Raw genomic sequence first — 25,484 nt, 5'->3', positions numbered from 1 at the left:
CTATGATTTTTGCAATAAATGGACAGGAGTATGAAATCGTGGTAGCAAGTGACTTTTCGACTCGCTTTGGCATTGGCTGTGAACTGTGGGAAATACCAAGCCAGACACACGTAGCCGAAATCTTTCGGGACGATAAGCTTAGGCAGATTTCAATGGCTGTCTTTATTTCATCAGATATTCCACTCCAAGTTCTTGAAGCGCTTATTCAAGCTTTTGATGAACAGGTAGGACGCGAGTTCTGCACCGACGATATCGTAGAGTAAAATCATGATAGAGCCTCGCCATAGCGAGAGTGCGGGCGTGAGAAGCAGTAATAGCTTTATTGCTTGGCTAAAAGTTCTTCTACTGTTTGATTAAACATAGCTGGATACTTCTCCGAAGGATATTTGCGCTGAAACTGCCTGTAGTCGAGCCAGAATCGTTCTTCATCGAACCGCTCAAAATCAAGTGCTGAAAACAACGCTAGGTTGTGTAACCATTGGGCTACTTCATACACAAACCTCATGCGCTGACGGCGTTGCCTGATTTTCCAAGGATTCAGTGACAATCCTTGCGACGCGGTAGCCAGCTTGATGTCAGCCATTCCCCAGTACAGCAGTTCGCGAAATAAAATCTTGCGGCTTTCATCCATCCATTAAAAATAGAAAAAGCCCCGCTAGCACAATGCCGGCGGGGCTTTTCTTAGGAATAAACCAAAAGCTTAGGCACCAATAGCCACGCGCTTGAAGTCCGACACCGTCATGCCTTTCGACGTTTTGTCGAGCAGCTGAGCAATGGTTAGGGAGTTATCTTTCACGAACTCCTGGTTCAGCAAGGTATTTTCCTTGTAGAACTTGTTGAGCTTGCCCTGGGCAATTTTCTCCAGCATCGCCTCAGGCTTGCCTTCGGCACGCGCCTGCTCTTTGCCGATTTCAATTTCGCGCTCCGTGATGGAAGCATCTACTCCATCTTTGTCAACGGCTACGGGCTTCATAGCTACGATCTGCATCGCCACGTCGCGGCCAACGGCGGCGGTGTCGGCACCACCTACGTTCTTCAGGCCTACGAGTACGCCTTTCTTGCTATCGGAGTGAATGTAGGAAGCTACTTTCTCAGCCGTCAGGGTAGCGTAGGTCAGGTCCAGCTTCTCGCCAATTTTGCCCATCAGGTCGGTGATGTGCTCCTGCAGGCTCAGGCCGTCATCTTGCTTAGCAGCCAGCAACTCTTCCTTGGTCGCGGCGTTGGTGCGCACAGCAGTGTCCAGAGCGCGCTGCACCAGGTTGCGGAAATCGGCCACTTTCGCAACCGACTCCGTTTCGCAGGCCAGAGCCACCAGCTTGCCGTTGGTGCCATCTTCGCTTACGCTCACGGCTACAAAGCCTTCGGAGGTTTCGTTCTCGGCGCGCTTGTCGGCAATTTTCTGGCCCTGCTTACGCAGGATGTCGCGAGCAGCTTCGAAGTCACCATTGGCTTCGGTCAGGGCTTTTTTGCAATCCATCATGCCCGCGCCGGTCATCGTGCGGAGCTTGTTTACGTCTGCGGCGGTAATTGCTGCCATTGTATTGTTAGAACTTAGAGTTGAGAGCTTAGAACTTAAAGGAAAAAGCAAACAGGCTATTAAAAGCAAGAAGAAGCTAGAGGCAGAGTCTGAAAAGTGAATTAACTCCCCGAAACTCTAACCTCTAACTTCTCAATTCTTGCTTCTACGAAAAGAGCTTATTCGTCGGCAGCCTGTTTTTCCTGGATGCCTTCTTCTTCGGCCTGCTTCTTGTCGGCATCTTCCTTGTCGACTTTGCGCTCCGACAGACCTTCTTCGATAGCCTTACCCATCACGCTCACGATGAGCTGGATAGACTTCGAGGCGTCGTCGTTGGCCGGAATCGGGAACTGTACTTGCTCGGGGTTCGAGTTCGTGTCGCAGATAGCAAACACCGGGATACCCAGCTTTTGGGCTTCTTTCACGGCAATGTGCTCACGCTTCACGTCTACCACGAACAGGGCAGCGGGCAGGCGGCTCAGGTCGGCAATGCCACCGAGTACGCGCTCCAGCTTCTCCCGCTCGCGGCTCATCATCAGCTTCTCGCGCTTGGCAAGGGCTGCATAGGCCGTGTTTTCCTTCACCATCTTGTCGATGGTGCTCATTTTCTTCAGCGACTTGCGTACGGTAGCAAAGTTGGTGAGCATGCCACCCAGCCAACGGTCCGTAACGAAAGGCATTTTCAGGCGCTTAGCCTCGTCCGAAACAATCTCCTGCGCCTGCTTCTTGGTGGCGACAAACATTACCTTCCGACCGCTCTTGGCGATGTTGCGGATAGCGTTGGCGGCCTGCTCGAGCGAAACGAGGGTTTTGTTCAGGTCAATGATGTGGATGCCGTTCTTCTCCATGAAGATGTACGGCGCCATTTTTGGGTCCCACTTACGCGTCAGGTGACCAAAGTGGGCACCGGCGTCCAGCAGTTCTTTATACGTGGTGGTCTGAGCCATGATAGGGGTTCCTCTGGAAGATTAGCGTTTCGAGAACTGGAACGAACGACGAGCCTTGCGCTTGCCGAATTTCTTGCGTTCCACCATGCGCGGGTCGCGGGTCAGGAAGCCTTCTTTCTTCAAAGCAGGGCGAGCCTCTGCGTTGTCGCCTACGAGGGCTTTCGAGATGGCCAGACGGATGGCTTCGGCCTGAGCCGAGATGCCACCACCGCGCACGTTCACCTTAATGTCGTACTGGTTGAGCTGCTCAACCGTCGCCAAAGGCTGGTTCACGATGTTTTCCAGGAGTTCATTGCCAAAGTAGGCTTTCATTTCCCGGCCGTTGATAGTGATATTCCCTTGCCCGGCCTGCATGTAGATGCGGGCCACCGAGGTTTTTCTTCTACCAGAGGTGTTGGAGATTTCCATTAAGTGAAGAATTAAAGAGACGCCGAATTCGGCTTAGAGGTTAGTGAGTTCAACAGCCTGGGGCTGCTGGGCCTGGTGGGGGTGCTCAGCACCTTTGTACACGTACAGGTTGCGGAACTGGGCAGCGCCCAGCTTGTTACCCTGCAGCATGCCTTTCACGGCGTGCTCAATCACGCTGGCCGAGTTCTTGGCTTTCTTGTCGCGCAGGTTGATGCGCTTCTGTCCGCCGGGGTAGCCCGAGTGCGTGATGTAGATTTTGTCGGTCAACTTCTTGCCCGTAACGCGCAGCTTGTCGGCGTTAATAACAATGACGTTGTCGCCGCAATCCGAGTTGGGCGTGAAGGAAGGCTTGTGCTTGCCACGCAGCATGTTGGCAATCTGGCTAGCCAGACGGCCCAGCGGCGCAACACTGGCATCAACCACCACCCAGGCCTTATCGGCGTTGGCTTTGTTGACGGATACCGTCTTGAAGCTCAGATGATCCATTGGGAAGGAAGGTAAGCGTTTGGAAATGAGATAGAACCCGCCATGGGTTCGGGAAAAACGGACACAAAGTTACCGCCTTTCGCCTTAAATCCAAACCAATACCCACTATTTATGCCTGAAAGTGTTGCGGTTAGCTGCCGCGGTAGGAAAGCGCCCGGTGGCCGTAGTACTTTCGCTCCCGTAAATTCTGCTTTCTATGTTTTCTGATTCTGTGCGGGTAGCGGCCGAAAACCGGCGGCCTTTCTGGCTGCTGCTGGGGCTGTTGGTACTTTCCTTGGTTGTGGCAAGCCTCACCCAAGGTACCTACGACTCAGGTGATAGTATCAATCATTACCTCTACGCCCGCTATGCCTTTGAAACTCCGCACAACTTTCTGGACTCCTGGTCGAAGCCGCTGGTCGTGCAGCTGATGGCCGTGCCGGCGCAGCTGGGGCTGCGCGGCGTGATGGCGCTGCAATGCCTGCTGGTGGCTGCCGCGGCGTGGCTGGCTTACCTAGCCGCCCGGCGGCTGGCGCTGCCCTGGCCCTGGCTGGCTATTCTCTTCTGCTACGCTTCTCCCGATTATTTCCGCATTCAGTTTTCCGGCCTTACGGAGCCCTTGTTCAGCACCATTCTGATGGCGGCCGTAGCGCTGGCTATTCTGGGCCGGGCCAGCTGGGGCGCCGTGGTGCTGTCCTTTCTACCGTTTGCGCGCTCCGAGGGCTACCTGCTGATTGGCGTGTATGGGCTGTATCTGCTGCTGAGCCAGCAGTGGCGGGCCTTGCCGTGGTTGGCGTTGGGGTTTGTGGTGTATGGCATTGCCGGCATCTTCGAGTACCACGATTTTTTCTGGGCCTTTACCCACAACGCGTATCCGCTGCGCAACCCTAACTACGGCAGCGGCACACCCTGGCATTTCATTATCAGCCTGCCAAATACCATAGGTTGGGTACTCTACGTCCTCTTCTGGCTGGGGGGCCTACGCATGATCTGGGAGTGGATGCAGCCACGCCTGCGGCAGCGGGAGGGGTTCCTGGCCGAGCTGCTGCTGGTATATGGCAGCATTGTCGTCTTTATTGGGGCGCACACGCTATTCTGGGCGCTGGGAATCTTTGCTTCCTTCGGACTTACGCGGGTGCTGTGCGGTGTAGTGCCACTGGTAGCGCTGGTAGCCCTGCGCGGTCTGCTGCTGGTGAGCCAGCTAAGCCAGAGCGAAGTGGTCCGCTGCCGCATCCGCGTGGGCGTAGCTGTGGCCGTGGTAGGATTTCTGTTTTGCGGAGCCCGCGCCGCGTTTCGGTGGCAGCGCGACTTTGCCCGCGCCTCCGACCAGATCTTGGCCGATGAGGCTGTGCGCTGGGCCGCCACCCAAGCACCCGCTCCCCACTATGCCTCGGCCCATCCTTACTTTGCCATTCCGCTAAATATCAACCCTTTCGGGGCAAAGCATAGCTACATCCAAGCCATCCGGGACCATCAGCCGCTGCCGGCGGGCACCCTCATCTTTTGGGATGAATGGTACGCAGTGGTAGAAATGGGTGTCCCGCTGGACTCGCTACGCGGCAACCCGGCCTACCAGCAACTCTGGTACGGTTCCATGCCGCGGATCCGCCATAAGCCCAGTACAGACTCGGTGCGGATGGCTGTTTTCCGCAAGCTTTAAGGTTGCTTGCCTTAGCTGTACTGGCGCAGGTTATCCACCAGCACCCGGAAATCCTTGGGGTAGGGGGCTTCAATGGTAATGGTTTCCCCATTGAGCCGCGCAAAGGTGAGGTTGGCGGCGTGCAGGGCGAAGCGCTTAATGAAGGGTTGCTCTTCCTCGCCCTGCTTCACGTTAAACTTTTTCTTCAAAGACGACAGATAAAAATCGTCGCCGCCGTACATACCGTCACCCACAATGGGGGCCTGCAGGTAGGCCAGGTGCAGCCGGATCTGGTGCATGCGGCCCGTAATAGGCTGGCACTCCAGCAGCGTGTGCCGGGCAAAGGCTTCCAGGGTGCGCACCAGCGTTACAGCTGGCTTGCCTTTGTAGGCCAGCCGCGCTTTGCCTTTGGTGGTCGTTTCGATGCTGCGCTCTACGCGTAGGCCGTCGTAGTCGTGCACGCCCCAGGCTACGGCGTGGTATACTTTCTTCACCTCGCGGTTTTCAAACTGCATGGCGAGGTGGCGGTAGGCCTCCGGGTTTTTGGCCAGGGCCAGAGCTCCGCTGGTTTCCTTATCCAGCCGGTGGCAGGCCTGGATGTCGTCGTACTGCTCGCGGGCCAGGCGCAGGATGTTGGGCGCGCCGCCAAACCGCTCATCGAGGGTGGCTAGAAAAGGAGGTTTGTTGATGACGACGTAATCTTCGTCTTCGAACAGAATCAGGTCGGAGAAAGTAGGTAGCTTCATACAGGAAGTACAAAGGTACGGCAACCGGCCTAAAGCATTACCCTGGAAGGGGCACCGCGGCTGCTGGCGCCTCAACTGCTACATCTTGTTTGGGTTTGGGCAGCTTGAACTCGAGGGTAGTGCCCTGCCCGCTTTCGCTGCGCACCTTAATGGTGGACTTATGGGCTTCCACGATGTGCTTGCTGATGGCCAGCCCCAGGCCGGAACCACCCGAGTCGCGCGAGCGGCTTTTATCGATGCGGTAGAAGCGTTCAAAAATGCGGCTCTGGTGCTCTTTCGCAATGCCGCTGCCGTCGTCGTGCACCTCAATCCGGACATTCTTAGGTGCCTGGTGCAGGGTAACTGTCACGTGGCCATCTTCGCGCCCATACTTAATAGCGTTATCAATCAAATTAATAAGTACCTGCCGGATGCGGTTGCGGTCGGCCAGCACCCACATACCGTTAGCGGGTAGCGTAGCGGGCTCTAAATGGAGATGCACGCGGCGCTGCTTGGCCTTCAATTCTAGTTGCTCAAATATGTCCTGGATGAGTTGGGCCACGTCGAAGCGCTGCCGCCGCATGCGCACCACGCCCTTTTCCAGCTGCGAAATCGTGACCAAGTCCTGAACCAGGGCATCCAGGGCATCGAGGCTGTCGGCAGCTTTGCGCAGGAATTTCCGGCGGGTAAGCTCGTCCATCTCATCGTCGTCGAGGATGGTGTGGACAAAGCCCTGGGCGGCAAAAATGGGCGTTTTGAGCTCGTGTGACACATCGGCCAGGAACTCACGGCGCAATACCTGCAGACGTTTAAGCTCGTCAATTTCCTCCTGCTTACGCACGGCCATGTCCAGGATTTCGTCGCGGATGCGCTTGAGCGGCTCCGGCCGGAACAGGAACTTGTTGGACAAGCGCCGGAATTCCTTGCGCTTCACGTGCTCCAGCCCGGCGTAGATGTTGTTGACTTCCCGAAAAATCAGCGCCTCAAACGACAGATACACCAGCAGAAAGCAAGCAGCCACCGTGATGCCTGCGCCCAGGCAGGCCTCGCGAAATGACAAAGTAGGTCCAATCCAGGCAAAGGTGGTCAATACGCTGGCTACCAGTAGGGCCAGCAGGATGGCAATGGCGCGGGAAGACAAGGTAAAACTCATAGGGCAGCGAAGAGAAGCGGGCAAGCGAAAATGGCTGGCTGCTCCGCCAGAATCTGACAGCCCAACCAGCCATTTTCGCTTTTGCAGGCAGCAAATTAATTAGTCCACGTTGAACTTATAGCCCACGCCTTTGATGGTTTGAATGTGGTGCTCACCTACTTTCTCACGCACTTTCCGCACGTGCACATCCACAGTTCGGGCCAGTACAAATACGTCATTACCCCAGATGTTTTGTAGTAGCTCGTCGCGGCCAAATACCTTGTAGGGCGTGGCTGCCAGGAAGGCAAGCAACTCAAATTCCTTTTTAGGCAAGGAAATCTTACGTCCTTCCTGATACACGGCAAAGCCAGTCCGGTCAATGGTTAGGCCATTTATTTCGATGGTTTCGGATTGCTGCTGCTGCGGGTCTTTGTCGCGGCGCACAAAGGCGGCAAGTCGGCTGAGCAAAGCCCGGGGCTTAATGGGCTTGGCAATAAAATCGTCGGCGCCAGCTTCGAATGCCGCTACCTCAGAAAACTCCTCGGCCCGAGCGGTCAGGAAAATGATGTACGTGTCCTTGAACTTGGGTAGCTCCCGCAGCTGACGGCAGGCTGCAATGCCATCCAGGTGGGGCATCATCACGTCCAGCAGAATAATGTCGGGGTTGAACTGCGGCGCTACTTCCAGGGCCTTGCGGCCGTCCAGGGCGCTGGCTACCTCGTAGCCTTCTTTGCGAAGGTTGTATTCCAAGAGCTCTACGATATCTGCATCGTCATCAACAACCAGAATCCGGTAGGCATTGGTAGGGGCAGCAGCTTGCACAGGGTGGGCAGTTTTAAGTAAAACAGAATACGCAAAGACAAAAGTACCGAAGCCAAGCCCGTGGCCTGTGTTACCTTTTCGTTACCTGACGCTGACGAGTACAAAAAAAGCGGCTCCTTGTTCAGGAGCCGCTATGGCGTTAGTTCTTGGCAACGAGGCTTAGCTTGTTTTTCAGCCCCTGGTATTTGTACATATCCACCTTCACGGCACCTACAAACAGCTCGGCCTGCATGAGAACCGGAATCTTATTCCGGTCATCGGAAAGGTACACGGTTACCGCATTCTCGCCGCTGAATAGCTTATTCTTGGGCATTTTGGGCACCAGCTTAATGGCCCGAATGCTACCTGCCTTGGTGGATACCGTTTCGCGGCCCCGGTAAGTCACGTCCATGTCAAAAACCTCATCGTCGAAAAAGCCTTTAACGCGGATGACTTCGCCTATGCGGCGCTGGTCGTAGTTGATGGTGCGCAGAAAGTAAAAGCCGCTGACCAGGTCCTGGATGTTGTCGGGCACTTTGTAAGTGCCGTGCTTGGGTTCCCGGTCTCTTTTGCGCGACTCTACAATGGCCATATCCCGCTCGTGGTCGAAATCCACGGTTTCTTTTTTACGGTAGTTGCCTTCCTCAATGTTGCGGAAAAACTTCTGCGGCAGAATGCTGGTCGTATCGATGTAGGACCGCCACGTGTCGCGGATGCGCAGGAAAAAGTCGAACGAGCCCGTGGTACGGCCTGTGACGGTAGCCTTATAGCAAGGCCGCTCGTTTACGCGGTGTAAATCGTCAGATAGCTCAATGGTCGCTTCAGCGGCATTCACGAGGCCATAATGAACCTTATAGTACATCGTCTCGCCCTTGGCGAAGCTGGTATTGGCTATAGCACGGGGGGTAGCCTGCGGCCGGGCACTAAGCAAGGCAAAGGCAAGCAGGGCAACGAAGGGAGTAAAGTAAAACCAGCGGCGGTGCATAAGGAAAACGTGTTGGCAATGGCTGGCGCTATTCAAATGCAGTGCCAGCAAAATAGATGGGACCAGCCGAGGCGGAATTAACCGCTCCAACCATCGAACGAAAAACCAGTTGTGGGGTTTGACTTTCCTCTTTGGGCCATCAGGTACGAAATTGCATTAAGGGTAGATGGTGGCTTGTTCCAAATTACGCAATCTGCGGCTCAAAAGCCAATAATAAAAAAACCTCGTCGGCTTAGCCAACGAGGTTTTTACTTAGCGCATAGCCGCTAAAGGTTATGCTTCGTCATCGTCTTCGTCCACGGTGCGGTCTTCGGGAATGGCTGCCAACGCAGCTTCCGGTTCGCCTTTCACCATAGCGCGAATCTGAGCTTCAATTTTATCGGCCAGCTCCGGGTTGTCGAGCAGAATGGTTTTCACGCCTTCACGGCCCTGCCCCAGACGGTTGCCCTCGTAAGAGAACCAGGAGCCCGACTTGGCGATGATGCCCATATCTACGCCCAGGTCCAGGATTTCTCCTACTTTGGAAATGCCCTGGCCGTACAGAATATCAAACTCAATAACCTTGAAAGGTGGGGCTACCTTGTTCTTCACCACTTTCACTTTGGTGCGGTTGCCGGTTACGTTGTCCTTGTCTTCCTTGATCTGGCCAATCCGACGAATGTCGAGACGAACCGAAGCGTAGAATTTCAGGGCGTTACCACCGGTCGTGGTTTCGGGCGAGCCGAACATAACGCCGATTTTTTCGCGCAGCTGGTTGATGAAAATGCAGCAGCAGCCGGTTTTGTTGATGGTACCGGTAAGCTTCCGCAGGGCCTGGCTCATCAAGCGGGCGTGTAGGCCCACTTTCGAGTCGCCCATGTCGCCTTCCAGTTCGCCTTTTGGCACCAGCGCGGCTACGGAGTCAATAACAATAATATCGATGGCACCCGAGGAAATCAGCTGGTCGGCAATTTCCAGGGCCTGCTCGCCATTATCGGGCTGGGAGATGAGGAGGTTTTCGGTGTCGATGCCGAGCTTCTGGGCGTAAGCCGGGTCAAAAGCGTGTTCGGCGTCGATGAAGGCTGCGATGCCGCCCTTTTTCTGGGCTTCGGCAATGCAGTGCATCGTAAGAGTGGTTTTACCCGAAGATTCGGGGCCATAGATTTCCACGACGCGGCCTTTGGGCAGGCCACCCACGCCGAGGGCAATATCGAGGCCAAGCGAGCCAGTGCTGATGACTTCGACGTCCATCACTTTATTGTCGCTCAGCTTCATAACCGTGCCTTTGCCGTAGGCTTTGTCCAGCTTGTCCATCGTAAGCTGGAGGGCTTTCAGCTTTTCAGCCTGCGGGTTCTGGGCGACGGCTTTGTCAGTAGTTGCAGCCATTGGGAATGGGTTAAAGGGAAATGCTTAGGTTTGGTGAATGTAGGCGTTTTGGGCCGGTCCTGCAACCGCTAAGCGGGTTTTAAGCCGAGGCTAGCAGGGGCGTTTCGGGCCGGCTATTGGTAACGTCAGCGGACTATATTTTGTGCCCGCAATGCTAAAAAAATTCGTTGAGTCTGGGGTAATTTTTCAATGCTAAAATTTTTGGTAAAGTTAGCAGCTGACTGTCAGCAACAAGGCTGGCTGGGGCGCCTGAGCTTCGTGCTGGCATCATTGTTTTTTTTGTCTCTGCCCGCCGCTGCTCAGCTGGATAACCGTGCCTTTCAATACCGCTTACCCCTGGGCGCGGCCTACGAACGACAGGTACGGCTGGACGTGCAAGGGTTTTTACTTAACAAGGACAACGAGTATTTCAACAAGATTGATCCGGGCCTGACATATTTCGGTGCCCAACTGGCCCCGCGCTTTGTGTACTTCCCTACGGCTAATCTGCGCCTGGAAGCGGGAATATTTCTGTGGAAGGACTATGGCACACCCCGGTTCAAGCAAGTACGACCACTCTTTACGCTTAAGTACCGGCAGGGTCCGCATACGCTTCTCTTCGGCAACCTGGAAGGACACCTGCACCACGGCTATATTGAGCCCCTGTTCGACTTTGAGCGCGTTATCACCAACCGACTGGAAGAAGGCCTGCAGTACCAGCTGCAGACCCCGCGCAGCAGCGTGGACGCTTGGGTGAACTGGCAGCGCCAGCAGTACCGGTTCAGCAATTTTCAGGAAGAAGTGGCCGGTGGGCTTTCTACGGAACATCGAGTGGCGGGCGACTCTGCTGGCTGGCTGGTGAAGCTGCCGTTCCAGTTTACGGCTACCCACCGGGGAGGGCAGATTGATACCATTGATAAACCCCTGCAGACGCTATTCAACGTAGCCTCCGGCTTGCGAGTCCGTCGCGCCCTGGCATCTGATTTTGTTTCCGCGGTGCATTTCGATGGGTACCTAACGTATTTCAACGACTACTCCTTCACAGAGGAACTGCCTTTCCGTGACGGCACGGGCCTGTATCTGAATGCCGGCGTTGATACCCGGCTCAACAATGTGCAGCTGGCGTACTGGCACGGCCGCGGCTACGTGTCGCCCTTGGGCGGGCGGCTGTACCAGTCCGTGTCGTCGTCGCCGGTGGATGTGAGCTATACCGAGCGGGAGCGGCAGCTGCTCATTCTCCGGTTTCTCAAGGATTATCAACTGCCCGGGCACCTCACGCTTACCACGCGCTTCGAGCCGCTCTACGACCTGAACAACGGCCTGTTCGACTTTTCCTTCGCCCTGTACCTGAACTTCAACCAAAGCTTCCTGCTCACCACGCTCAAACATGCCGCTGATTAAAGGGCTGCTTGCCGGTCTTCCCGCTTCAGGGTGAAGTAAAGAATTTCCTCCGGGTGCAAGGCGCGTAGAGGCCACGGCCGGGGGCGGGCGGGAAGCTGTTTGAAGCCGGCGGCTTGCGCTACGGCGCAGCTGCGTGGGTTGTCGGCGCGGCACCGGATAAGCAGGCGTGCTACTTCCTCGCTCAGGCTAAACCCAAACTGCACGGCCGCTTGCAGGGCTTCGCGGGCATAGCCGTTTCCTTCGGCTTCGGCCGCCAGGTAGTAGCCTATTTCCAGCGTAACGGGCGCCGACCAATTAGGCTTCAGGCTGATGTCGCCTAGGTAGCGCCCGGCGGCTTGCTCCCAAATACCTAATACGTACAGCCGGCGGGTGCGCCAGTCGTGGCCGAAGGTTTCCAGCACACGTTCGGCATCGGCCAGGGTGCGCACCGCCGCCACCCGGGCCGGGAAAGCCGGCTGGAGGCGCTGATGATCAGCTTCCAATACCGCAAAGAAAACTGGGGCATCGGCCAGATGGTAGGGGCGCAGCAGCAGGCGTGCCGTATGCAGCGGAACTACGGGCGAAACCGACCTGAAATGCAACTGGCTAGACATATCCTTCCTGGAATTCGGATACTACAGTACCGCGGTAGCCCAGCCAAAGTTTTGCACTCAGCCGAAAGAAACCACTACCCGCCTCAACCGTTAGCAAGGAGTGGACGGCGCTTGACGCAGCTCAGCGCCCACTTTCACGCAGCCACACTGGCTGCCAACCCTACTGATATGACAACTGGAAGACTGCAAGGCAAAGTAGCTATTGTAACGGGAGCTGGCTCGGGCATTGGCGAGGCCATTGCCAAACGATTCGCCCGCGAAGGAGCCGCCGTGGTAGTAGCCGGCTTGGCCGAAGACCCCATACGCGACGTAGTAGAGGAAATTCTGCAGGCTGGCGGAACCGCCACGGCCTTCACCGGCGATGTTTCGCATCAGGCTACGGCTGAAGCCTGCGTGCAGGAAGCGGTGCGCCGCTACGGCAAGCTGGATATCCTAGTCAACAACGCTGGCGTGTTTCCGGCCACGGCGGAGCTGGACCAGTACCCGGTGGAGGCCTTTGAGTACATGGTGAAGAACAACATCTACACCGTGTTTATGATGAGCCGAGCGGCGCTGCCGGAGCTGCAGAAAACGCGGGGCAACATTATCTCAGCCGGTTCTGAGGCAGGGCAGATGGGTTCCCCCATGATTACCCCATACGGGGGCACCAAGGCTTGGGTCATGACGTTCTCCCGCGGGCTGGCGGTAGAGCAAGCCAAGCATGGCGTGCGCGTAAACTGCGTGGGCCCCGGCCCAATTGATACGGCTTGGACGCACAAGGAAACCGGCCCCATGGACAGCAAAATGGAGAAAAATATGGTGAACGGCGTGCCCCTGGGCCGACGCGGCACGCCCGAGGAAGTTGCCAACGTGTACCTGTTCCTGGCTTCCAACGAGGCAAGCTACGTAACCGGCGCCACGTATTTTGTGGATGGGGGTGTAACATCCTCCAAGAGCCTGCCTGGCGAAGAAGTGCCCAGCGCCTTAAAAAAGGAGCCGGAATCGACGCTGAATGTGCAGCACGCCAAAGACGGGCACACCGATATTCGTCCCCAGAATGCAGGAACCATGGTTACCCGTTAGGCAGCCACCCGCTCCACCATATACTAGTTAGCATACAAAAGGCCACCCCTGCCGGGGTGGCCTTTTGTATTTGTCTGGCAGCAAATCGGCCGGTGCTATTTCTGGAACTTGGCTACACCAACTCCCGAACGATTCTGGGCCGGGCTGCCCAGTGAGCTTTGCGTCCGCATCACGTTTACCTGCCGCGCAGCTTCGTTGAAAAACTCCAGGCGGCGAATCAGCATTTCCTTGGTGAGTACGCGGCCTTCCGGGGTACGCATCATGGCCTTTTTATCTTCCAGCAGGCGGCGCATAATGGCCTCTGTAGCCGATTCTTGTTGCTGGTACTGCTGCTGAAACTCCGCTACCCGGGCCAGGCCATCGGTGCTGAGCCGGAACTGACCGCCGCCCTGGTTGAGCACTTCGCAAAGCACGTAGATTTCCAGCGGTAGCGAAACTTCTAGTGCCGTAGTGCGCAGGTCCAGGCCCGCTTGCAGCGCATCCAGAATGATGTCGAGGTTGCGCTGAAACTGCGCGTAGTAAGCAGAAGCTTCCATAAGGAGAGTTGATGGGAGAATAGTTGGGCCGAGGTAAGACGCGTCGACACAAGATGAGCGCAAAGCTACAGCAGCTCCTGCACGATTTGCTCCACGGTGATGCCCTCGGCTTCGGCCTTAAAGTTACGAACCAACCGGTGCCGGAGAATAGGCAGGGCTACGGCCCGCACATCCTCAATATCGGGCGAGTACTTGCCATTGAGCAGGGCATTGCATTTGGCGCCCACAATGAGGTGCTGCGAGGCGCGCGGCCCAGCACCCCATTCCAGCAGCTGCGAGGCTCGGCCCCCCGCCCGCGCCGTACCCGGACGCGTTTTATGAACCAAGCCCACGGCGTACTCCACCACATTGTCGGCGACGGGCACGCGGCGTACCAGCTGCTGATAGGCCTGGATTTCGGAGGCGTGCAGAATTTTGCTTACGGTAGCTTTTCTATCGGACGTCGTGTTCTTCACAATTTGCAGCTCCGCCTCATAGCTGGGGTAGCCCAGCTCGATGTTGAACATGAAGCGGTCCAGCTGGGCTTCCGGCAGCGGGTAGGTGCCTTCCTGCTCGATGGGGTTTTGCGTCGCCAGCACGAAGAAAGGCCGCTCCAGCGGATAGCGCTGCCCCGCCACCGTAACGGCGTATTCCTGCATGCTTTCCAATAGGGCTGCCTGGGTTTTGGGCGGCGTCCGATTGATTTCGTCGGCTAGCACGATGTTGGCAAAAACCGGCCCTTTTACAAAGTGAAAGTCCCGTTGCTGGTTCATCGTTTCCGAGCCCACAATGTCGGATGGCATCAAATCCGGGGTAAACTGGATTCGGTTGAAGGAGAGGTCCAGTGAGTCGGCAATGGTTTGGATGAGCAGGGTTTTAGCCAAGCCCGGCACACCTACCAGCAGGCAGTGGCCCTGCGAAAACACCGCCGTGAGCACCAGCCGCACCACATCATCCTGCCCGATAATGACCTTGCCGATTTCCTGGCGAAGCGTGCGGTAGGAGTCGGCCAGGGCGTCGGCGGCTTCTTTATCGGAGGCAAAAGTGCGCATGCAAATAGAGTTAAGGATGAGGTGCCGGTAAGATGGCCTTCAAGGACGCAGAACGTCGGGCATTAGTTGTCCGCCATGCGCCTGCACAGCTCCCAACTAACGCCCGACGAACGAAGAATGCTAGTTTACGGCGTCCAGCAGTTTGCAGCCGGTATACTCCGGGTCTACTTCAATGAATACGGAGCCCCGGTTTCTAAGAAACCAGTCGTCCAGCGCCTTGTTTTTCTTTTCGTTGAGGGCGGCCTGGGCAATTTTCTGGTAGTCGTCCTTGAGGTTGGCCTGGTGAGGCGGCGTGTTGGACTTCAGCCAGATGATGCGCACGGCGTCCTTGCCGTCGTCGGTGCGATAGGGCAGGGGCGGCGTAATGCTGCCCACCTTCATGGTGTCGATGGTAAAGAAGATAGCCGGGTCGAGCTTATCCAGGGGCAGGAAGGAGCCACCATCCTGGCGGTTCTGAAGCAGGCCGCCGCTGGCTCCCGTGAATTTATCATCGGAGAAGTCCTTGGCTGCCTTGGCAAAGGAAATACTGTCGCCCAGGATGCGGTTGCGCAGCTTGGCCAGCTCCTGACCAGCTTCGCTTACGTCGGCCGTGGCAGCGGCGGGCTTGAGGAGAATATGGCGGGTAGAGTAACTGTCGCCTTTGCGCTCGATGAGCTGAATAACGTGAAAGCCGAACTGCGACTCGACCACCGGCGAAATGCCGCCGGGCTCCAGCCGCAACGCCGCAGCTTCGTACTCGGGCACCAGCTCTTTCCGCTTAAAGAAGCCCAAGTAGCCTCCTTCCTTGGCTGAGCCGGGGTCTTCGGAATACTGCTTGGCCAGGGTGGCGAAGTCCTCGCCGCCCACAATGCGCGCCCGAATATCGTTCAGCTTGGCCATGGTTTCCTGCTTGGCCTTGGAGTTGGTTTTGGCCAGCTTCACAATCTGCCCAATTTCTACTTCCGTGGAGTAGTAGGGGAGAGAATCCTTGGGCATGCGGCCAAAGAACTGGCGTACCTCCCGGGGCGTCACCGTCACCTTACCCGAAATTTCGTCCTGCATTTTCTGCGTGATGAGCTGCTCCCGTACCTGAGTACGCAGCTCTTCCTTTAGTTGCCGGACGGGCTTGTTGTAGTATTCTTCCAGCTTTTTCTCGGAGCCAATCTGCTGGATGAAGTAGTTCATGCGGCGGTCAAGCTCGTCGCGGACGCGGCTGTCTTCTACCACTACCGAGTCGGTTTCGGCCTTGGCCAGCAGGAGCTTATTGAGCACTATGCCTTGCAGAATCTGGCATTTCAGGTCGGGCGGCAGGGCTTTGCCCTCGGCCCGGGCCTGTTCCTGCAGGTAGGCAAACTCCACGTCGGAGCGCAGCACTATCTGGTTGTCTACCTTCACAATGATGCCATCCACAATCTGGCGGGCTACCGGACGGCCTACGCCCAACTGGGCAAACGTGCTGCCAGCTGCACCCGCTACCAGCCCGGCGGCCAACAGTGCCACGCGAGCCGTGGTACGCAAAAAATCAGTCATGAGAATCAACTAAAGAAAAGCCGAGGACGGCAAACAGCCGGGGCCGGCTCACTGCTCTGGAAACGCCCAAAGCCGCCCGTAAATTTCGTCATAATTACGTTCTCCGGCAAAAAGCCCCAACTGGACAATGCAAAGAGGCTGCAAGCAGGCCGGAACGTTGCACCCGAAGCCAACAAAAACGCCCCAACCAAGCTGGCTGAGGCGTCTTTCTGGTTTTCATTAGGGCTTTTTCGTTTTCGTTTCTTGCCCCGTAATACTTACTTGAGGCTATCCGTGACGAAGAACGAACTCCCTTATTTCGTGATGAGCTTATCAACTTCTGTTTGGTTGATGCTCACGGGGTACTTCTGGCGCAACTCGGCAATCCACTCTTTTTCCAGGTAGTTCTGGTAGTCGGCCGTGGCCTGGCCCCGGGCGTCGGACAAGCTTTTGGGACCGGCGGGCAGCACTTCCTCGATGCGCACGAAGTAATAGCGGCCGTCCTGCTGAGTGTTATAGGTGCCTTTCTGCTGGGGCAAGGCATCCACCACTTTGCTGTCACCCTTCTGATAAGGACGTTGCTCCACCTTCACTGCCAGCGGATTTTGTTCGTTCAGGGCTTCCTCCAGACCAGTCACGGCAGAGGTAGTCACCGTAAGTAGCGCCGTGCTGGCGGCTGCTTTGGCATTGGTTGTAGTAGCAATTTGCGTGGCCGCTACCTGCTTGCTCTTCAGGTAATCGGCTACGCGGGTAGCGCGGCGCTTGGCCAGCGCGGCCGTTTCGCCGCGCTTGATCTGGCCCGTTACGCGCACCGTCAGCGCGGTGTCGTTGGCGAGGCTGGCGGCCAAGCGGTCCAGCGCATCCTGACCAGCTTTGGTGAAGTCAGCACTGTTGGCTTTGAATGCTACGCTGGCCGGAGCCAGACGCTTTACGGGGTACTGACCAGTGGCCAGCAGTTTCTGGGCTTGGGTGAGTAGCTGGGGTGAGGCCGCGCTGATAACAGTAGCCTGCACGCGCGGTGCCCATTGGTAATTAGCTTGGTTGGCCGTGAAAAACTTCTGCAGGCCGGCGGTGTCTTCCACCGCTTTCGACCATACTTTCTCGTCCATCAGCTGGAACAGTAGAATCCCGTCCCGGTATTCTTTCACCAGCATGCGGTAATCCTCGTACTTGGTTTCCAGGTTCGACTTCTCATAGTCCGTCAGCGTCTGGTTTACATACTGGTCGTAGAGCAGCTGCATGGTGTGGCGCGCATCGGCCCCGGGGCGGGCGCGCTGGTTTTGCTGCACATACGTCAGGAAGTCCTTGGTGGGGTACTCCTTGCCTTTGATGGTAAACAGGGCCGTTTCGTCAGATGCTTTGCCTTTCTGGGCCTTGGCAGGAGCGGCGGCCGCTACGTACTTGAAGCGGCCGTTGGTCAAAGACGTATCAGCCTTGCTGAAGGCATAGTCCAGGGCGGCTTTGTTTTCCGTGAACTGATTTTCGGTGCGGATGCGCTTGAGGAAGGCTTCGCGGTTTAGCTCCGAGCGGGAGTCTTTGGCCACTTTGCTTTTCAGCGTAGGCTCCATCTCCTCGAAAGTGGGCAGCTGCTGCTTGCCAATAAGCTTGATAACGTGCCAGCCGTAGGGCGTTTGCACCGGGGCCGACAGGTCGCCGGGTTTCTGAAGGCGGTAGGCAGCTTCTTCAAATGACGGAATCATGCGGCCGGTGCTGAAGGGCGGCAATTCCCCGCCATTGGCGGCCGAGCCTACATCTTCGGAAAACTGGCCCACGAGCTTTTCCCAGTTCTCCCCCTTTTTCAGGCGGCTATACAGCTCGTCTATTTTCTTCTTGGCCGTCACCGAGTCGGCGGCGGGCATGTTCGGCGTGGCGCGAATCATGAGGTGAGCCACCTTGATTTCGCCCTGGGCGGGGCGCACTTCATTTACCTTGATAATGTGGTAGCCAAAGCGCGTGCGCACCGGCTGCGAAACCTGCCCGGCCGGCGTCTTAAACGCCGCCGACTCGAACGGATACACCATTTGCATAGCCGTGAAGTAGCCCAAACGGCCGCCATTCTCCTTAGCCGAAGGGTCTTCGGAAGCTTCGGCCGCTACTTTGTAGAAATCTTCGCCGCTGGTTACGCGCTGGCGCAGGGCTTGAAGTTTCTGGTAGGCGGCCAGGGTATCTTTCGGGTCAGCGTCGGGAGCCACGCGCACTAAGATGTGCGCCGCGTTGATTTCCTTGCTCATCCGCTCATAGGCTTCCCGCACCAGCTTGTCGGTCACGCTTTTCTCGGTGAGGTAGGGCTGCGCCAGCTGCTGCTTGTAGCCTTCCAGCTCGCGCTGAAATGCCTGGGTGGTGTCGAGGCCCCGGGCTTCGGCTTCCAGCACCTTCAGGCGGAAGTTGGTGTAGAGGTCCAGGTACTCCTGTACGCTGGCGCGGGTACCCGCTTCGGGCGTTGCGGCGTTGTTCTTGCGATAAACGTAGGCAAATTCAGAAACCGGGACCTCATGGTTGCCGAGGGTTTCCAGCACGGGCTGCTTGGCGGCGGTAGTCGGTTTGGAAGTCTGGCATCCGGCTAGCAGCATGGCGGCGGCTCCGGCAAAAAGAATGCGTTTGCGCATACAGGGGGGAAGAAGGCTCATAACGTTGGCTAAAGCAGGGACTTACCCACTGCGGAGTTTGCCAACGGACGCAATTTTACGGATTTTTTTGGTCAGCAGGGCCAAAACAAGAGCACCCTGCCGGGGCAGGGTGCTTAACAGAAACCAGCCGTGCCCGGTTCAGCTCAGCTGCTTGTAGAGGCGGCAAATGTTGTAGCTCTTATGCTGTGAAAACTCCACCCGGTCCATCAGGCGGTTGACTAGAGCCATGCCCATACCACCCTTGCGGCCCTGCTGAATGTACTCCGGCATGTTAGGCTCCTGATACGAAGCCGGAGAATACGCCGCTCCCTGGTCGCGCAACTCTATTTCAAAAAGGCCATCAGCCACTTTCAGGCGCACATCCAGGTGCTTGCTGGCGTCTTCGGCGTTGGCGTGGATAACGATATTGGCCACTATTTCGTCTACAGCCAGCACAATTTGGTTGATGCGTAGCTCATTCTGGCCAAGCCCGACGAGGTAGCCGGACACGAAGTCGCGCACTACCTTCAGGTTGCTTCGTTCGCAACTGATGCGGATGGCGTTCTTCATATCCTACGTAGCAACCGAATAAACAAAATCAGAGGGCTGCCGCCTCGGTTTGGGATGGTACAATCGTCATCAGGCTGTCCAGCCCCAGAATCTCAAATACATTATGGACTTTCTCCTGCATGTTGAAGAACACAAGCTTTACGCCGGCATCCTGAAAACGCTGCAGGTGGGAGATAAAGACGCCTAAACCGGCGGAAGAAATGTAGTTCAGGCGCTGACAGTCGATGAGGACTTTCTGGTATTGCAGCACCGTCGGGTTGGAAAGCTCCGTGTCGAGCAACACCGACGAACTGGCATCCAACTCGCCATCAAGCACAAGCGTGAGCGTAGTATCGGAAGGGGTCTGAGTGATTTTCATAACACATGCTTACGTTAAGCTGAACTACCAGGTTGAGCGGTTTTGAACTTAATAACCAGCAGGGTCTGGTCATCATGAATGGGTTGACCGTAGCTGAAGGCGTTCAGGTCGTCGAGAATGGCTTGCTTGATTTGGTCGGCCTCCAGGTAATACGTTTTTTCGAGCATGGCCAAAAGCCGGTCTTCGCCATACTCCTCCTTGTTGCCGTCACGGGCTTCCACGATGCCGTCGGTGTAGATAACCATGACGTCGCCGGGGTTGTAGTCGTAGAACTGATTTTTGATGTGCTTCTCGTAGCCGTCCGTGCGGATGATGCCCAGCCCCAGCCCAGTGGAACGGAAGTACGACACCTCTTCCTTGAGCGAGTGGTAGTACAGCGTGTGGCAGTGGCCGGCGCGGGCAAATACAAAGCCCCCGTTTTCGTAATCGACGATGTAGAGGGAGGCCGTGATAAAGGAGGACGACTCCAGGCAGTGCACCAGCGCGCGGTTGGCCATAGCCATAAACTTGCTGGGCAGCGGGAACCGGTCCTTGTCGTCTTTCGCCAGCGGGTTTTCCTGCATCAGCGCGTGAAAGATGCCTTTCATCTGGGCCATGTGAAAGGCCGCCGTCACGCCTTTACCCGATACGTCGCCAATCAGAATAGCCAGGCGGCGGCCGGGCAAATGCAAAAAGTCGTAAAAGTCGCCGCCTACTTCCCGGGCAGCCTGGGCGTGGGAGCTGATTTCAAACCAGTTGTCGGTAGGCAGCGTTTTCGGAATCAGGCTGTCCTGTACCGAGCTGGCCAGCTTTAGCTCTTCCTTGTACCGCTCGTTCTGAATGGCGGCCTGGGTGAGCTGCAGGTTCTCCACGCTCAGCATGGTTTGGCTGACGAAGGTTTGCAGAATGCTCAGGTTGTCGCGCTCAAAGCCCTGGCGCTGCTCCCGAAACAGGAACAGGGCTCCGTGCTGCTGCTTCTGGGAACGAAGCGGCATCATCAGCAGGGAGTTGTAGGGCAGAGCCAGTTGCTGAAAGCCGCCGCTGCTTCCCAAATCATTGTTGAGGTAATCTATTTCGCTGAGGCTATACGAATCCAAAAGGCCCCGGACGGCTTCCGCTTGTTGCATCTCCAAGTTGTAGAGCTGCCCGCTGTAGTCCGGCGAGTCATCAATGCGCAGCCACGCCGCGTCGGCGCCCAGGGTTTGCACGGCTGCGTCCAGCAGCGTCTGGTACACCTGCTCCTCGGTTTGCCCGCGCTGGATGTCCTGGGTCATGCGCTGCATATTGAGCATCTCTTCCCGCTTCTGCTCAAATACGCCCGCCGTGGGCAGGTTGAACAAGGTGACCAGGATGCCCATCAGGGCGTAAAAGGCCGCGAAGAAAACCGTGAGCAGCAGAAAGGCGTGTTGCGGGGCAGGAGCCACCAGCAACGGGTCGAACTGAATGCGCAGGAAATACAAGCAGAAAATGCCCAGCGAGGCCAGCAGGCCCAGCTGCAGAGAAATAACAACGAACTTCTGCCGGCGGTTAAGGTACGCCACCCAGCGCTGGTGGGTGCTCAGGTACACCCCGAAAGCCGCCACGCCCCCCACCACAATACCCGCCAGCATGGTTGGTACGTTGATGTTCAGCAGCCTCAGCAGCAGGGTAATGCCCAGGATCAGTTCAAACCAGCCCCATTGCTTGTGCACCAGGTAGGGGGCCCGGAACAGGACGAGGGCCCGCCAAGTGTAGCACGTGTACGCCAGAAACACGATAAACAAGCCCAGGTTGAGAGCATAGACGATGGTAAAGAAGGCCGGGTTGGAAGGCTGGGCACTGGTAAGCCGTTGAACCAGATGCAGAGCTACGCAGATGGTGGCCAGCAAGCCTGGCCCCAGCACCAGGCGGCGCAGCAGCCCCACAAAGTCGGTGCCGCGCAGAGGGTCGGGCTGGTAACGACGGTATAGGAATACGGCTCCGGCAAACACGCCCTGCGCTACCAGTAAAGCCCAGTTGGGCAACGTCGCAATTTTAGGGATGCCACCGGTGCGCATCAGCATCATAAACAAGAGCAACAACCAGCTGCCGATGGCCAAGGGAAGTGCCGCTTGTTTAATTATGCGTAGAAATTGCTGCATGAAAACGTGTGGAAGGCCAGCCCGCTGATAGAAGTAGCGGGGAACGAGGGAGCAAGATAAAACAGTAGCCGGTTTTTTGCTTGAGGCCGCTATCAAATCCTGTTCGGGGCGAAGAGGTTCCCGGATGAAAAAATAAAGAGGCAGCCCAGGGTGCGGGCTGCCTCTTTGGCCGAGTGCCGGGGCGCCGGCACCGGTGGTTAGCGGCTGCTATAGTTGGGCGCTTCGCGGGTAATCTGCACATCGTGGGGGTGCGACTCGCGCAGGCCAGCTCCCGTGATGCGCACAAACCGGGCTTTTTGCAGGTCAGCAATGGTGGCCGCGCCGCAGTAGCCCATGCCGGCCCGCAGGCCGCCGGCCAGTTGGTACAACACTTCAGAGGCCATGCCTTTGTAGGGTACGCGGCCCACAATACCCTCGGGCACCAGCTTTTTCACGTCGTCTTCGGCATCCTGGAAATAGCGGTCCTTGGAGCCTTCTTCCATGGCTTCTACCGAGCCCATCCCGCGGTAGCTCTTGTACTTGCGGCCTTCGAACAGGGTGACTTCGCCGGGGGCTTCCTCGGTGCCGGCCAGCAAGGAGCCAATCATGATGGTGCCGGCGCCGGCGGCCAAGGCCTTCACCACGTCGCCAGAGTACTTGATGCCACCGTCGGCAATGAGGGGTACGCCAGTGCCTTCGAGGCCGCGGGCCGCTTCGAGCACGGCGGAGAGCTGAGGTACGCCAATGCCGGCAATGATGCGGGTGGTACAGATTGAGCCAGGGCCTACGCCTACTTTCACGGCGTCGGCGCCGGCATCGGCCAGGGCGCGGGCCCCCTCGGCGGTAGCCACGTTGCCGGCAATAACCTCAAGCCTGGGAAACTGCTGCTTGATAGAGCGCACCGCGTCGAGCACGCCTTTGCTGTGGCCGTGCGCGGTATCTACGCTGACAACGTCTACGCCGGCATCTACCAAGGCGGCAATGCGGTCCATCAAATCAGCGGTGACGCCCACGGCGGCTCCCACGCGCAGGCGGCCCAACTCGTCCTTACAGGCATTGGGGGTGCGGCGACGCTTACGGATATCCTTATAGGTAATGAGGCCTACAAGGCGGCCGTCAGCATCGATGACGGGCAACTTCTCCACTTTCGAGTCCTGCAGGATGTCTTCGGCGTCGGCCAGCTCGGTGCCAGCCTTGGCTGTTACCAGTGGAGCTGCCGTCATCACGTCCGTCACGGAGCGGGTCATGTCCTTCTCAAAGCGCAGGTCGCGGTTGGTAAGAATGCCTTTCAAGCGCCGCTGCTCGTCCACAATGGGGATGCCGCCAATGTTATTATTGCGCATCAGCTTTTTGGCATCGGCCAGGGTAGCGGTTTCCTGCAGGGTGAAGGGGTCGAGAATCATACCGCTCTCGGAGCGTTTCACGCGGCGCACTAACTCGGCCTGGGCCTTGATGCTCATATTTTTGTGAATGATGCCAATACCGCCTTCCTGCGCCATGGCAATGGCCATGTCGGCTTCGGTCACGGTGTCCATGGCAGCCGAGACGAACGGGAGCTTGAGCTGAATGTTGCGGGTGAGCTGGGAGCTGGGGTCGGCGTCACGGGGCAGCGTTTCCGAGTAACCGGGCAGCAGCAGGACGTCGTCGTAGGTAAGCGCCTCGAAGGCAATTTTGGCAGCGTAATCAGCCATGGCAACAAGAAGGTTAGGTGCTACTTATTGCCGGACAAAGCTACGGCGAATATTTGAGTTCCGTGTTATGTAATAGTGGCGAAATACCCGCCGAAGCAAAACCAGCAGGGCCTTTTAGTGGTTAAAGCGCCCAACCGTCGGTTATCCGGTCGGCTTTGTTTCTTCATTTCAACCTACGATATGGCAACTCCTAAAATCTGGTTTATTACCGGCGTCAGCACCGGTTTTGGTAAAGAGCTGGCTGAATACTGCCTTAGCCAGGGCGACTCCGTGGCCGCTACCTTTCGCCAGCCGGCTCAGGCCGAAGAATTCTCCCAAAAAGACAGCGCCCGCGCCCGTGGCTTCGTGGTTGACGTGGTAAACGAGCAGCAGGTACAGCAGGCCGTGCAGGAGGCTATTCAGTTTTTCGGCCACCTCGATGTAATCGTCAACAACGCCGGCTACGGCTCCCTGGGCAGCATCGAGGAAATCGACGAGGCCGAAGTGCAGCGCCAGTTCGACGTGAACGTTTTTGGGCCGCTGCGGGTGCTGCGGGCCGTGCTGCCCCACCTGCGGGAGCGGCGTAGCGGGCACGTGCTCAACATCACCAGCATTGGCGGCCTCAAAACGTTTCCCGGCGTGGGCGTGTACAACGCCAGCAAGTTTGCCCTCGAAGCCATTGGGGAAAGCCTGGCCCAGCAGGTAGCCCCGCTCGGCATCAAGGTCACCAACATTGAGCCCAGCGGTTTCCGCACGGAGTGGGCCGGCTCTTCGGCTACGTATGTTGATACGGCCATTGAAGACTACCGCCCCACCGTGGGCGAAAACCTGAAAGGCATCCAGGGCTACAGCGGCCGCCAGCCCGGCGACCCGCAGCGCGCCGCCCGCATCATGTTCGACTTGGTGCGCCAGGAAAATCCACCTTTGCACTTGCCCCTGGGTAAAGCTGCCGTGAAAGGGGCCCGCGACAAATTTGCGGGGCTGATAAAAGAACTGGAAAGCGTTGCCGATCTGGGCGACTCGGCCGATTACCCGGCTGGGGAGTAACCTTTCTTGCCGTTCGTGAGAAAAGCCCCGTGGCTGTACGCTGCGGGGCTTTTTGCGTGGTTCAAGGCTGCCCTTACGAACATCAGGGGCCGTCATGCTCCGCTCCGCTCAGCAGGCCATTTTGGAAGCTACCCCCAGCGGCGCAAAAATACGCTGCTCCACAATAACCTGCTGCCCCCTCCGCCGCTATACGTCAGCACGTATCTTGCCTGCCTAACTCCATCTGCCGTGCTTCCCACGCTCAATGACCTCGTAGTAAACTCCTGGGCTGATTTGCAGCAAGCCCTGTTCCGCGACACCTGGGACGGGCGCATCGGGCGCTACCGTTCCCCGTTTGTGTACCGGGGCCTGCGTTCCAGCGAATGGTCCCTTACCACCAGCCTGCAGCGCCTGGGTGGCGAATACGGGCAGTTGGAAAACCACCTGCTGCGCAACTTCCGCAAGTATGCCCGCGACTTTGGCCAGCCGGGTACTTCGGTGTGGAACTGGCTGGCCCTGGCCCAGCACCACGGCTTGCCCACGCGCCTGCTCGACTGGACGTACTCGCCCTACGTGGCCCTGCACTTTGCCACCGACGACCTCGACGCCTACGACCAGGACGGCGTCATCTGGGCCATCAACTATGTAAAGGCCTCGGAGTCTTTGCCGGCCGGGCTGCGGGCAGCCCTGCACACGGAAGGCTCCAATGTGTTTACGCCCGAACTGCTGGAGCCACTCTGCACCAACCTGCGCGACCTGGAACTGCTCCAGCAGGAGCCGTTTCTGCTGTTTCTGGAGCCCCCTTCCCTCGATGCGCGCATTGTGCACCAGTACGCTTTGTTTTCGCTGATGAACTCAGCCTCGGCTACGCTACACGAGTGGCTGGAAGAGCACCCCGAGCTGTTTTTTCGCATCATCATCCCCGCCCGCCTCAAGTGGGAAGTCCGCGACAAACTTGACCAAGCAGGTATTACCGAGCGGGTGCTGTTTCCGGGGCTGGGCGGCCTCAGCCGCTGGCTACACCGCCACTACACGCCTACCTTGTCGCAGCGCCAGAACCTTGCCGGCGACGATACATTAGCAGGGTAGAGTCTTTCGCTTCC

The 25,484-nt window shown here is 57.3% G+C and carries 25 protein-coding genes; 6 read left to right on the top strand and 19 right to left on the bottom strand.

The features are described 5' to 3' along the window. The first annotated feature begins 2 nt into the window (after nt 1–2). Nucleotides 3–263 carry a hypothetical protein gene (locus FY528_RS10445; RefSeq protein WP_149070947.1) on the top strand — a complete coding sequence of 87 codons (261 nt, stop codon included), beginning with the start codon at nt 3–5 and terminating at the stop codon, nt 261–263. Between the two features lie 56 nt (nt 264–319). Here the strand turns inward: FY528_RS10445 and FY528_RS10440 are convergent, their stop codons facing one another. The 5 genes from FY528_RS10440 to rplM form a co-directional block, all read right to left on the bottom strand. Continuing rightward, a complete protein-coding gene (locus FY528_RS10440) occupies nt 320–631 on the bottom strand; it encodes a hypothetical protein (RefSeq protein WP_149070946.1) in 312 nt (103 codons plus the stop codon). A gap of 69 nt (nt 632–700) precedes the next feature. After that, a complete protein-coding gene (tsf, locus tag FY528_RS10435) occupies nt 701–1,537 on the bottom strand; it encodes a translation elongation factor Ts (RefSeq protein WP_149070945.1) in 837 nt (278 codons plus the stop codon). A gap of 158 nt (nt 1,538–1,695) precedes the next feature. Beyond that, nucleotides 1,696–2,463, bottom strand: a complete 768-nt coding sequence (gene rpsB, locus FY528_RS10430) for a 30S ribosomal protein S2 (protein WP_149070944.1) — start codon at nt 2,461–2,463, stop codon at nt 1,696–1,698. A 21-nt stretch (nt 2,464–2,484) separates the two neighbouring features. Beyond that, nucleotides 2,485–2,871 (bottom strand): 30S ribosomal protein S9, encoded by a 387-nt coding sequence (gene rpsI, locus FY528_RS10425; protein WP_149070943.1) that lies wholly within the window; start codon nt 2,869–2,871, stop codon nt 2,485–2,487. A 33-nt stretch (nt 2,872–2,904) separates the two neighbouring features. Continuing rightward, entirely contained in the window at nt 2,905–3,357 is a 453-nt protein-coding gene (gene rplM, locus FY528_RS10420) for a 50S ribosomal protein L13 (RefSeq protein WP_149070942.1), read from the bottom strand. A 196-nt stretch (nt 3,358–3,553) separates the two neighbouring features. Between rplM and FY528_RS10415 the strand changes: the two genes are divergently transcribed. Further along, nucleotides 3,554–4,996: a hypothetical protein gene (locus tag FY528_RS10415; protein ID WP_149070941.1), complete on the top strand. Its 1,443-nt coding sequence runs from the start codon at nt 3,554–3,556 to the stop codon at nt 4,994–4,996. Nucleotides 4,997–5,007: 11 nt separating this feature from the next. On the opposite strand, the gene FY528_RS10410 is transcribed toward FY528_RS10415, so the two are convergent. The 5 genes from FY528_RS10410 to recA all read right to left on the bottom strand — a co-directional run bounded on the left by FY528_RS10410 (nt 5,008) and on the right by recA (nt 9,983). Continuing rightward, nucleotides 5,008–5,721 (bottom strand): RluA family pseudouridine synthase, encoded by a 714-nt coding sequence (locus FY528_RS10410; protein ID WP_149070940.1) that lies wholly within the window; start codon nt 5,719–5,721, stop codon nt 5,008–5,010. A 37-nt stretch (nt 5,722–5,758) separates the two neighbouring features. Continuing rightward, nucleotides 5,759–6,853, bottom strand: coding sequence for a sensor histidine kinase (locus FY528_RS10405; RefSeq protein WP_149070939.1), 1,095 nt, complete (start codon nt 6,851–6,853; stop codon nt 5,759–5,761). A 99-nt stretch (nt 6,854–6,952) separates the two neighbouring features. Next, nucleotides 6,953–7,654: a response regulator transcription factor gene (locus FY528_RS10400; RefSeq protein ID WP_149070938.1), complete on the bottom strand. Its 702-nt coding sequence runs from the start codon at nt 7,652–7,654 to the stop codon at nt 6,953–6,955. Nucleotides 7,655–7,793: 139 nt separating this feature from the next. Beyond that, nucleotides 7,794–8,618 carry a DUF3108 domain-containing protein gene (locus tag FY528_RS10395; RefSeq protein ID WP_149070937.1) on the bottom strand — a complete coding sequence of 275 codons (825 nt, stop codon included), beginning with the start codon at nt 8,616–8,618 and terminating at the stop codon, nt 7,794–7,796. A gap of 273 nt (nt 8,619–8,891) precedes the next feature. Next, nucleotides 8,892–9,983, bottom strand: a complete 1,092-nt coding sequence (gene recA / locus FY528_RS10390; protein ID WP_149070936.1) for a recombinase RecA — start codon at nt 9,981–9,983, stop codon at nt 8,892–8,894. Nucleotides 9,984–10,262: 279 nt separating this feature from the next. On the opposite strand from recA, the gene FY528_RS10385 reads away from it, so the two are divergent. Next, entirely contained in the window at nt 10,263–11,363 is a 1,101-nt protein-coding gene (locus tag FY528_RS10385) for a lipid A deacylase (RefSeq protein WP_222931808.1), read from the top strand. Here the strand turns inward: FY528_RS10385 and FY528_RS10380 are convergent. Next, complete coding sequence (locus FY528_RS10380) at nt 11,360–11,956, bottom strand: GNAT family N-acetyltransferase (RefSeq protein ID WP_149070934.1); 597 nt, start codon at nt 11,954–11,956, stop codon at nt 11,360–11,362. The genes FY528_RS10385 and FY528_RS10380 overlap by 4 nt on opposite strands. 168 nt (nt 11,957–12,124) lie before the next feature. Here FY528_RS10380 and FY528_RS10375 point away from each other — a divergent pair, with 168 nt between their 5' ends. Then, entirely contained in the window at nt 12,125–13,018 is an 894-nt protein-coding gene (locus FY528_RS10375) for an SDR family NAD(P)-dependent oxidoreductase (RefSeq protein WP_149070933.1), read from the top strand. 95 nt (nt 13,019–13,113) lie between these two features. Here FY528_RS10375 and FY528_RS10370 read toward each other — a convergent pair whose 3' ends face one another. From FY528_RS10370 to guaB, 8 genes are all read right to left on the bottom strand, one after another. Beyond that, the gene (locus FY528_RS10370; RefSeq protein WP_149070932.1) at nt 13,114–13,554 is read right to left on the bottom strand and encodes a hypothetical protein; all 441 of its coding nucleotides are present in this window, start codon (nt 13,552–13,554) and stop codon (nt 13,114–13,116) included. A 65-nt stretch (nt 13,555–13,619) separates the two neighbouring features. Then, entirely contained in the window at nt 13,620–14,585 is a 966-nt protein-coding gene (locus FY528_RS10365) for an AAA family ATPase (protein WP_149070931.1), read from the bottom strand. Nucleotides 14,586–14,705: 120 nt separating this feature from the next. Next, on the bottom strand, nt 14,706–16,094 hold the full coding sequence (locus FY528_RS10360; protein WP_149070930.1) for a peptidylprolyl isomerase: 1,389 nt from the start codon (nt 16,092–16,094) through the stop codon (nt 14,706–14,708). 293 nt (nt 16,095–16,387) lie between these two features. Then, entirely contained in the window at nt 16,388–18,679 is a 2,292-nt protein-coding gene (locus tag FY528_RS10355) for a peptidylprolyl isomerase (RefSeq protein ID WP_149070929.1), read from the bottom strand. Nucleotides 18,680–18,838: 159 nt separating this feature from the next. After that, complete coding sequence (locus tag FY528_RS10350) at nt 18,839–19,249, bottom strand: ATP-binding protein (protein WP_149070928.1); 411 nt, start codon at nt 19,247–19,249, stop codon at nt 18,839–18,841. A 28-nt stretch (nt 19,250–19,277) separates the two neighbouring features. Beyond that, nucleotides 19,278–19,607, bottom strand: a complete 330-nt coding sequence (locus FY528_RS10345) for an STAS domain-containing protein (protein ID WP_149070927.1) — start codon at nt 19,605–19,607, stop codon at nt 19,278–19,280. Between the two features lie 14 nt (nt 19,608–19,621). Beyond that, on the bottom strand, nt 19,622–21,706 hold the full coding sequence (locus tag FY528_RS10340) for a PP2C family protein-serine/threonine phosphatase (protein ID WP_149070926.1): 2,085 nt from the start codon (nt 21,704–21,706) through the stop codon (nt 19,622–19,624). A gap of 197 nt (nt 21,707–21,903) precedes the next feature. Next, on the bottom strand, nt 21,904–23,376 hold the full coding sequence (guaB, locus tag FY528_RS10335; protein WP_149070925.1) for an IMP dehydrogenase: 1,473 nt from the start codon (nt 23,374–23,376) through the stop codon (nt 21,904–21,906). Nucleotides 23,377–23,556: 180 nt separating this feature from the next. Here guaB and FY528_RS10330 point away from each other — a divergent pair, with 180 nt between their 5' ends. Continuing rightward, nucleotides 23,557–24,402 (top strand): oxidoreductase, encoded by an 846-nt coding sequence (locus FY528_RS10330; RefSeq protein ID WP_149070924.1) that lies wholly within the window; start codon nt 23,557–23,559, stop codon nt 24,400–24,402. 228 nt (nt 24,403–24,630) lie between these two features. Next, nucleotides 24,631–25,470 (top strand): FRG domain-containing protein, encoded by an 840-nt coding sequence (locus FY528_RS10325; protein ID WP_149070923.1) that lies wholly within the window; start codon nt 24,631–24,633, stop codon nt 25,468–25,470. Nucleotides 25,471–25,484 lie beyond the last annotated feature (14 nt).

It is taken from the genome of Hymenobacter lutimineralis, assembly GCF_008271285.1.
Taxonomy (GTDB): domain Bacteria; phylum Bacteroidota; class Bacteroidia; order Cytophagales; family Hymenobacteraceae; genus Hymenobacter; species Hymenobacter lutimineralis.
Note: the sequence above shows the minus strand (reverse complement) of the source record. Positions and strands in the feature narration are given on the sequence as shown.

Coding starts and splice junctions, on each gene's coding strand:
- FY528_RS10395 (WP_149070937.1), bottom strand. CDS start 8,618: ATGCACCGCCGCTGGTTTTACTTTACTCCCTTCGTTGCCCTGCTTGCC.
- FY528_RS10440 (WP_149070946.1), bottom strand. CDS start 631: ATGGATGAAAGCCGCAAGATTTTATTTCGCGAACTGCTGTACTGGGGA.
- FY528_RS10375 (WP_149070933.1), top strand. CDS start 12,125: ATGACAACTGGAAGACTGCAAGGCAAAGTAGCTATTGTAACGGGAGCT.
- FY528_RS10350 (WP_149070928.1), bottom strand. CDS start 19,249: ATGAAGAACGCCATCCGCATCAGTTGCGAACGAAGCAACCTGAAGGTA.
- tsf (WP_149070945.1), bottom strand. CDS start 1,537: ATGGCAGCAATTACCGCCGCAGACGTAAACAAGCTCCGCACGATGACC.
- rplM (WP_149070942.1), bottom strand. CDS start 3,357: ATGGATCATCTGAGCTTCAAGACGGTATCCGTCAACAAAGCCAACGCC.
- FY528_RS10345 (WP_149070927.1), bottom strand. CDS start 19,607: ATGAAAATCACTCAGACCCCTTCCGATACTACGCTCACGCTTGTGCTT.
- FY528_RS10360 (WP_149070930.1), bottom strand. CDS start 16,094: ATGACTGATTTTTTGCGTACCACGGCTCGCGTGGCACTGTTGGCCGCC.
- FY528_RS10365 (WP_149070931.1), bottom strand. CDS start 14,585: ATGCGCACTTTTGCCTCCGATAAAGAAGCCGCCGACGCCCTGGCCGAC.
- FY528_RS10380 (WP_149070934.1), bottom strand. CDS start 11,956: ATGTCTAGCCAGTTGCATTTCAGGTCGGTTTCGCCCGTAGTTCCGCTG.
- FY528_RS10415 (WP_149070941.1), top strand. CDS start 3,554: ATGTTTTCTGATTCTGTGCGGGTAGCGGCCGAAAACCGGCGGCCTTTC.
- FY528_RS10340 (WP_149070926.1), bottom strand. CDS start 21,706: ATGCAGCAATTTCTACGCATAATTAAACAAGCGGCACTTCCCTTGGCC.
- FY528_RS10445 (WP_149070947.1), top strand. CDS start 3: ATGATTTTTGCAATAAATGGACAGGAGTATGAAATCGTGGTAGCAAGT.
- rpsB (WP_149070944.1), bottom strand. CDS start 2,463: ATGGCTCAGACCACCACGTATAAAGAACTGCTGGACGCCGGTGCCCAC.
- FY528_RS10405 (WP_149070939.1), bottom strand. CDS start 6,853: ATGAGTTTTACCTTGTCTTCCCGCGCCATTGCCATCCTGCTGGCCCTA.
- FY528_RS10370 (WP_149070932.1), bottom strand. CDS start 13,554: ATGGAAGCTTCTGCTTACTACGCGCAGTTTCAGCGCAACCTCGACATC.
- FY528_RS10330 (WP_149070924.1), top strand. CDS start 23,557: ATGGCAACTCCTAAAATCTGGTTTATTACCGGCGTCAGCACCGGTTTT.
- FY528_RS10410 (WP_149070940.1), bottom strand. CDS start 5,721: ATGAAGCTACCTACTTTCTCCGACCTGATTCTGTTCGAAGACGAAGAT.
- recA (WP_149070936.1), bottom strand. CDS start 9,983: ATGGCTGCAACTACTGACAAAGCCGTCGCCCAGAACCCGCAGGCTGAA.
- FY528_RS10355 (WP_149070929.1), bottom strand. CDS start 18,679: ATGCGCAAACGCATTCTTTTTGCCGGAGCCGCCGCCATGCTGCTAGCC.
- guaB (WP_149070925.1), bottom strand. CDS start 23,376: ATGGCTGATTACGCTGCCAAAATTGCCTTCGAGGCGCTTACCTACGAC.
- rpsI (WP_149070943.1), bottom strand. CDS start 2,871: ATGGAAATCTCCAACACCTCTGGTAGAAGAAAAACCTCGGTGGCCCGC.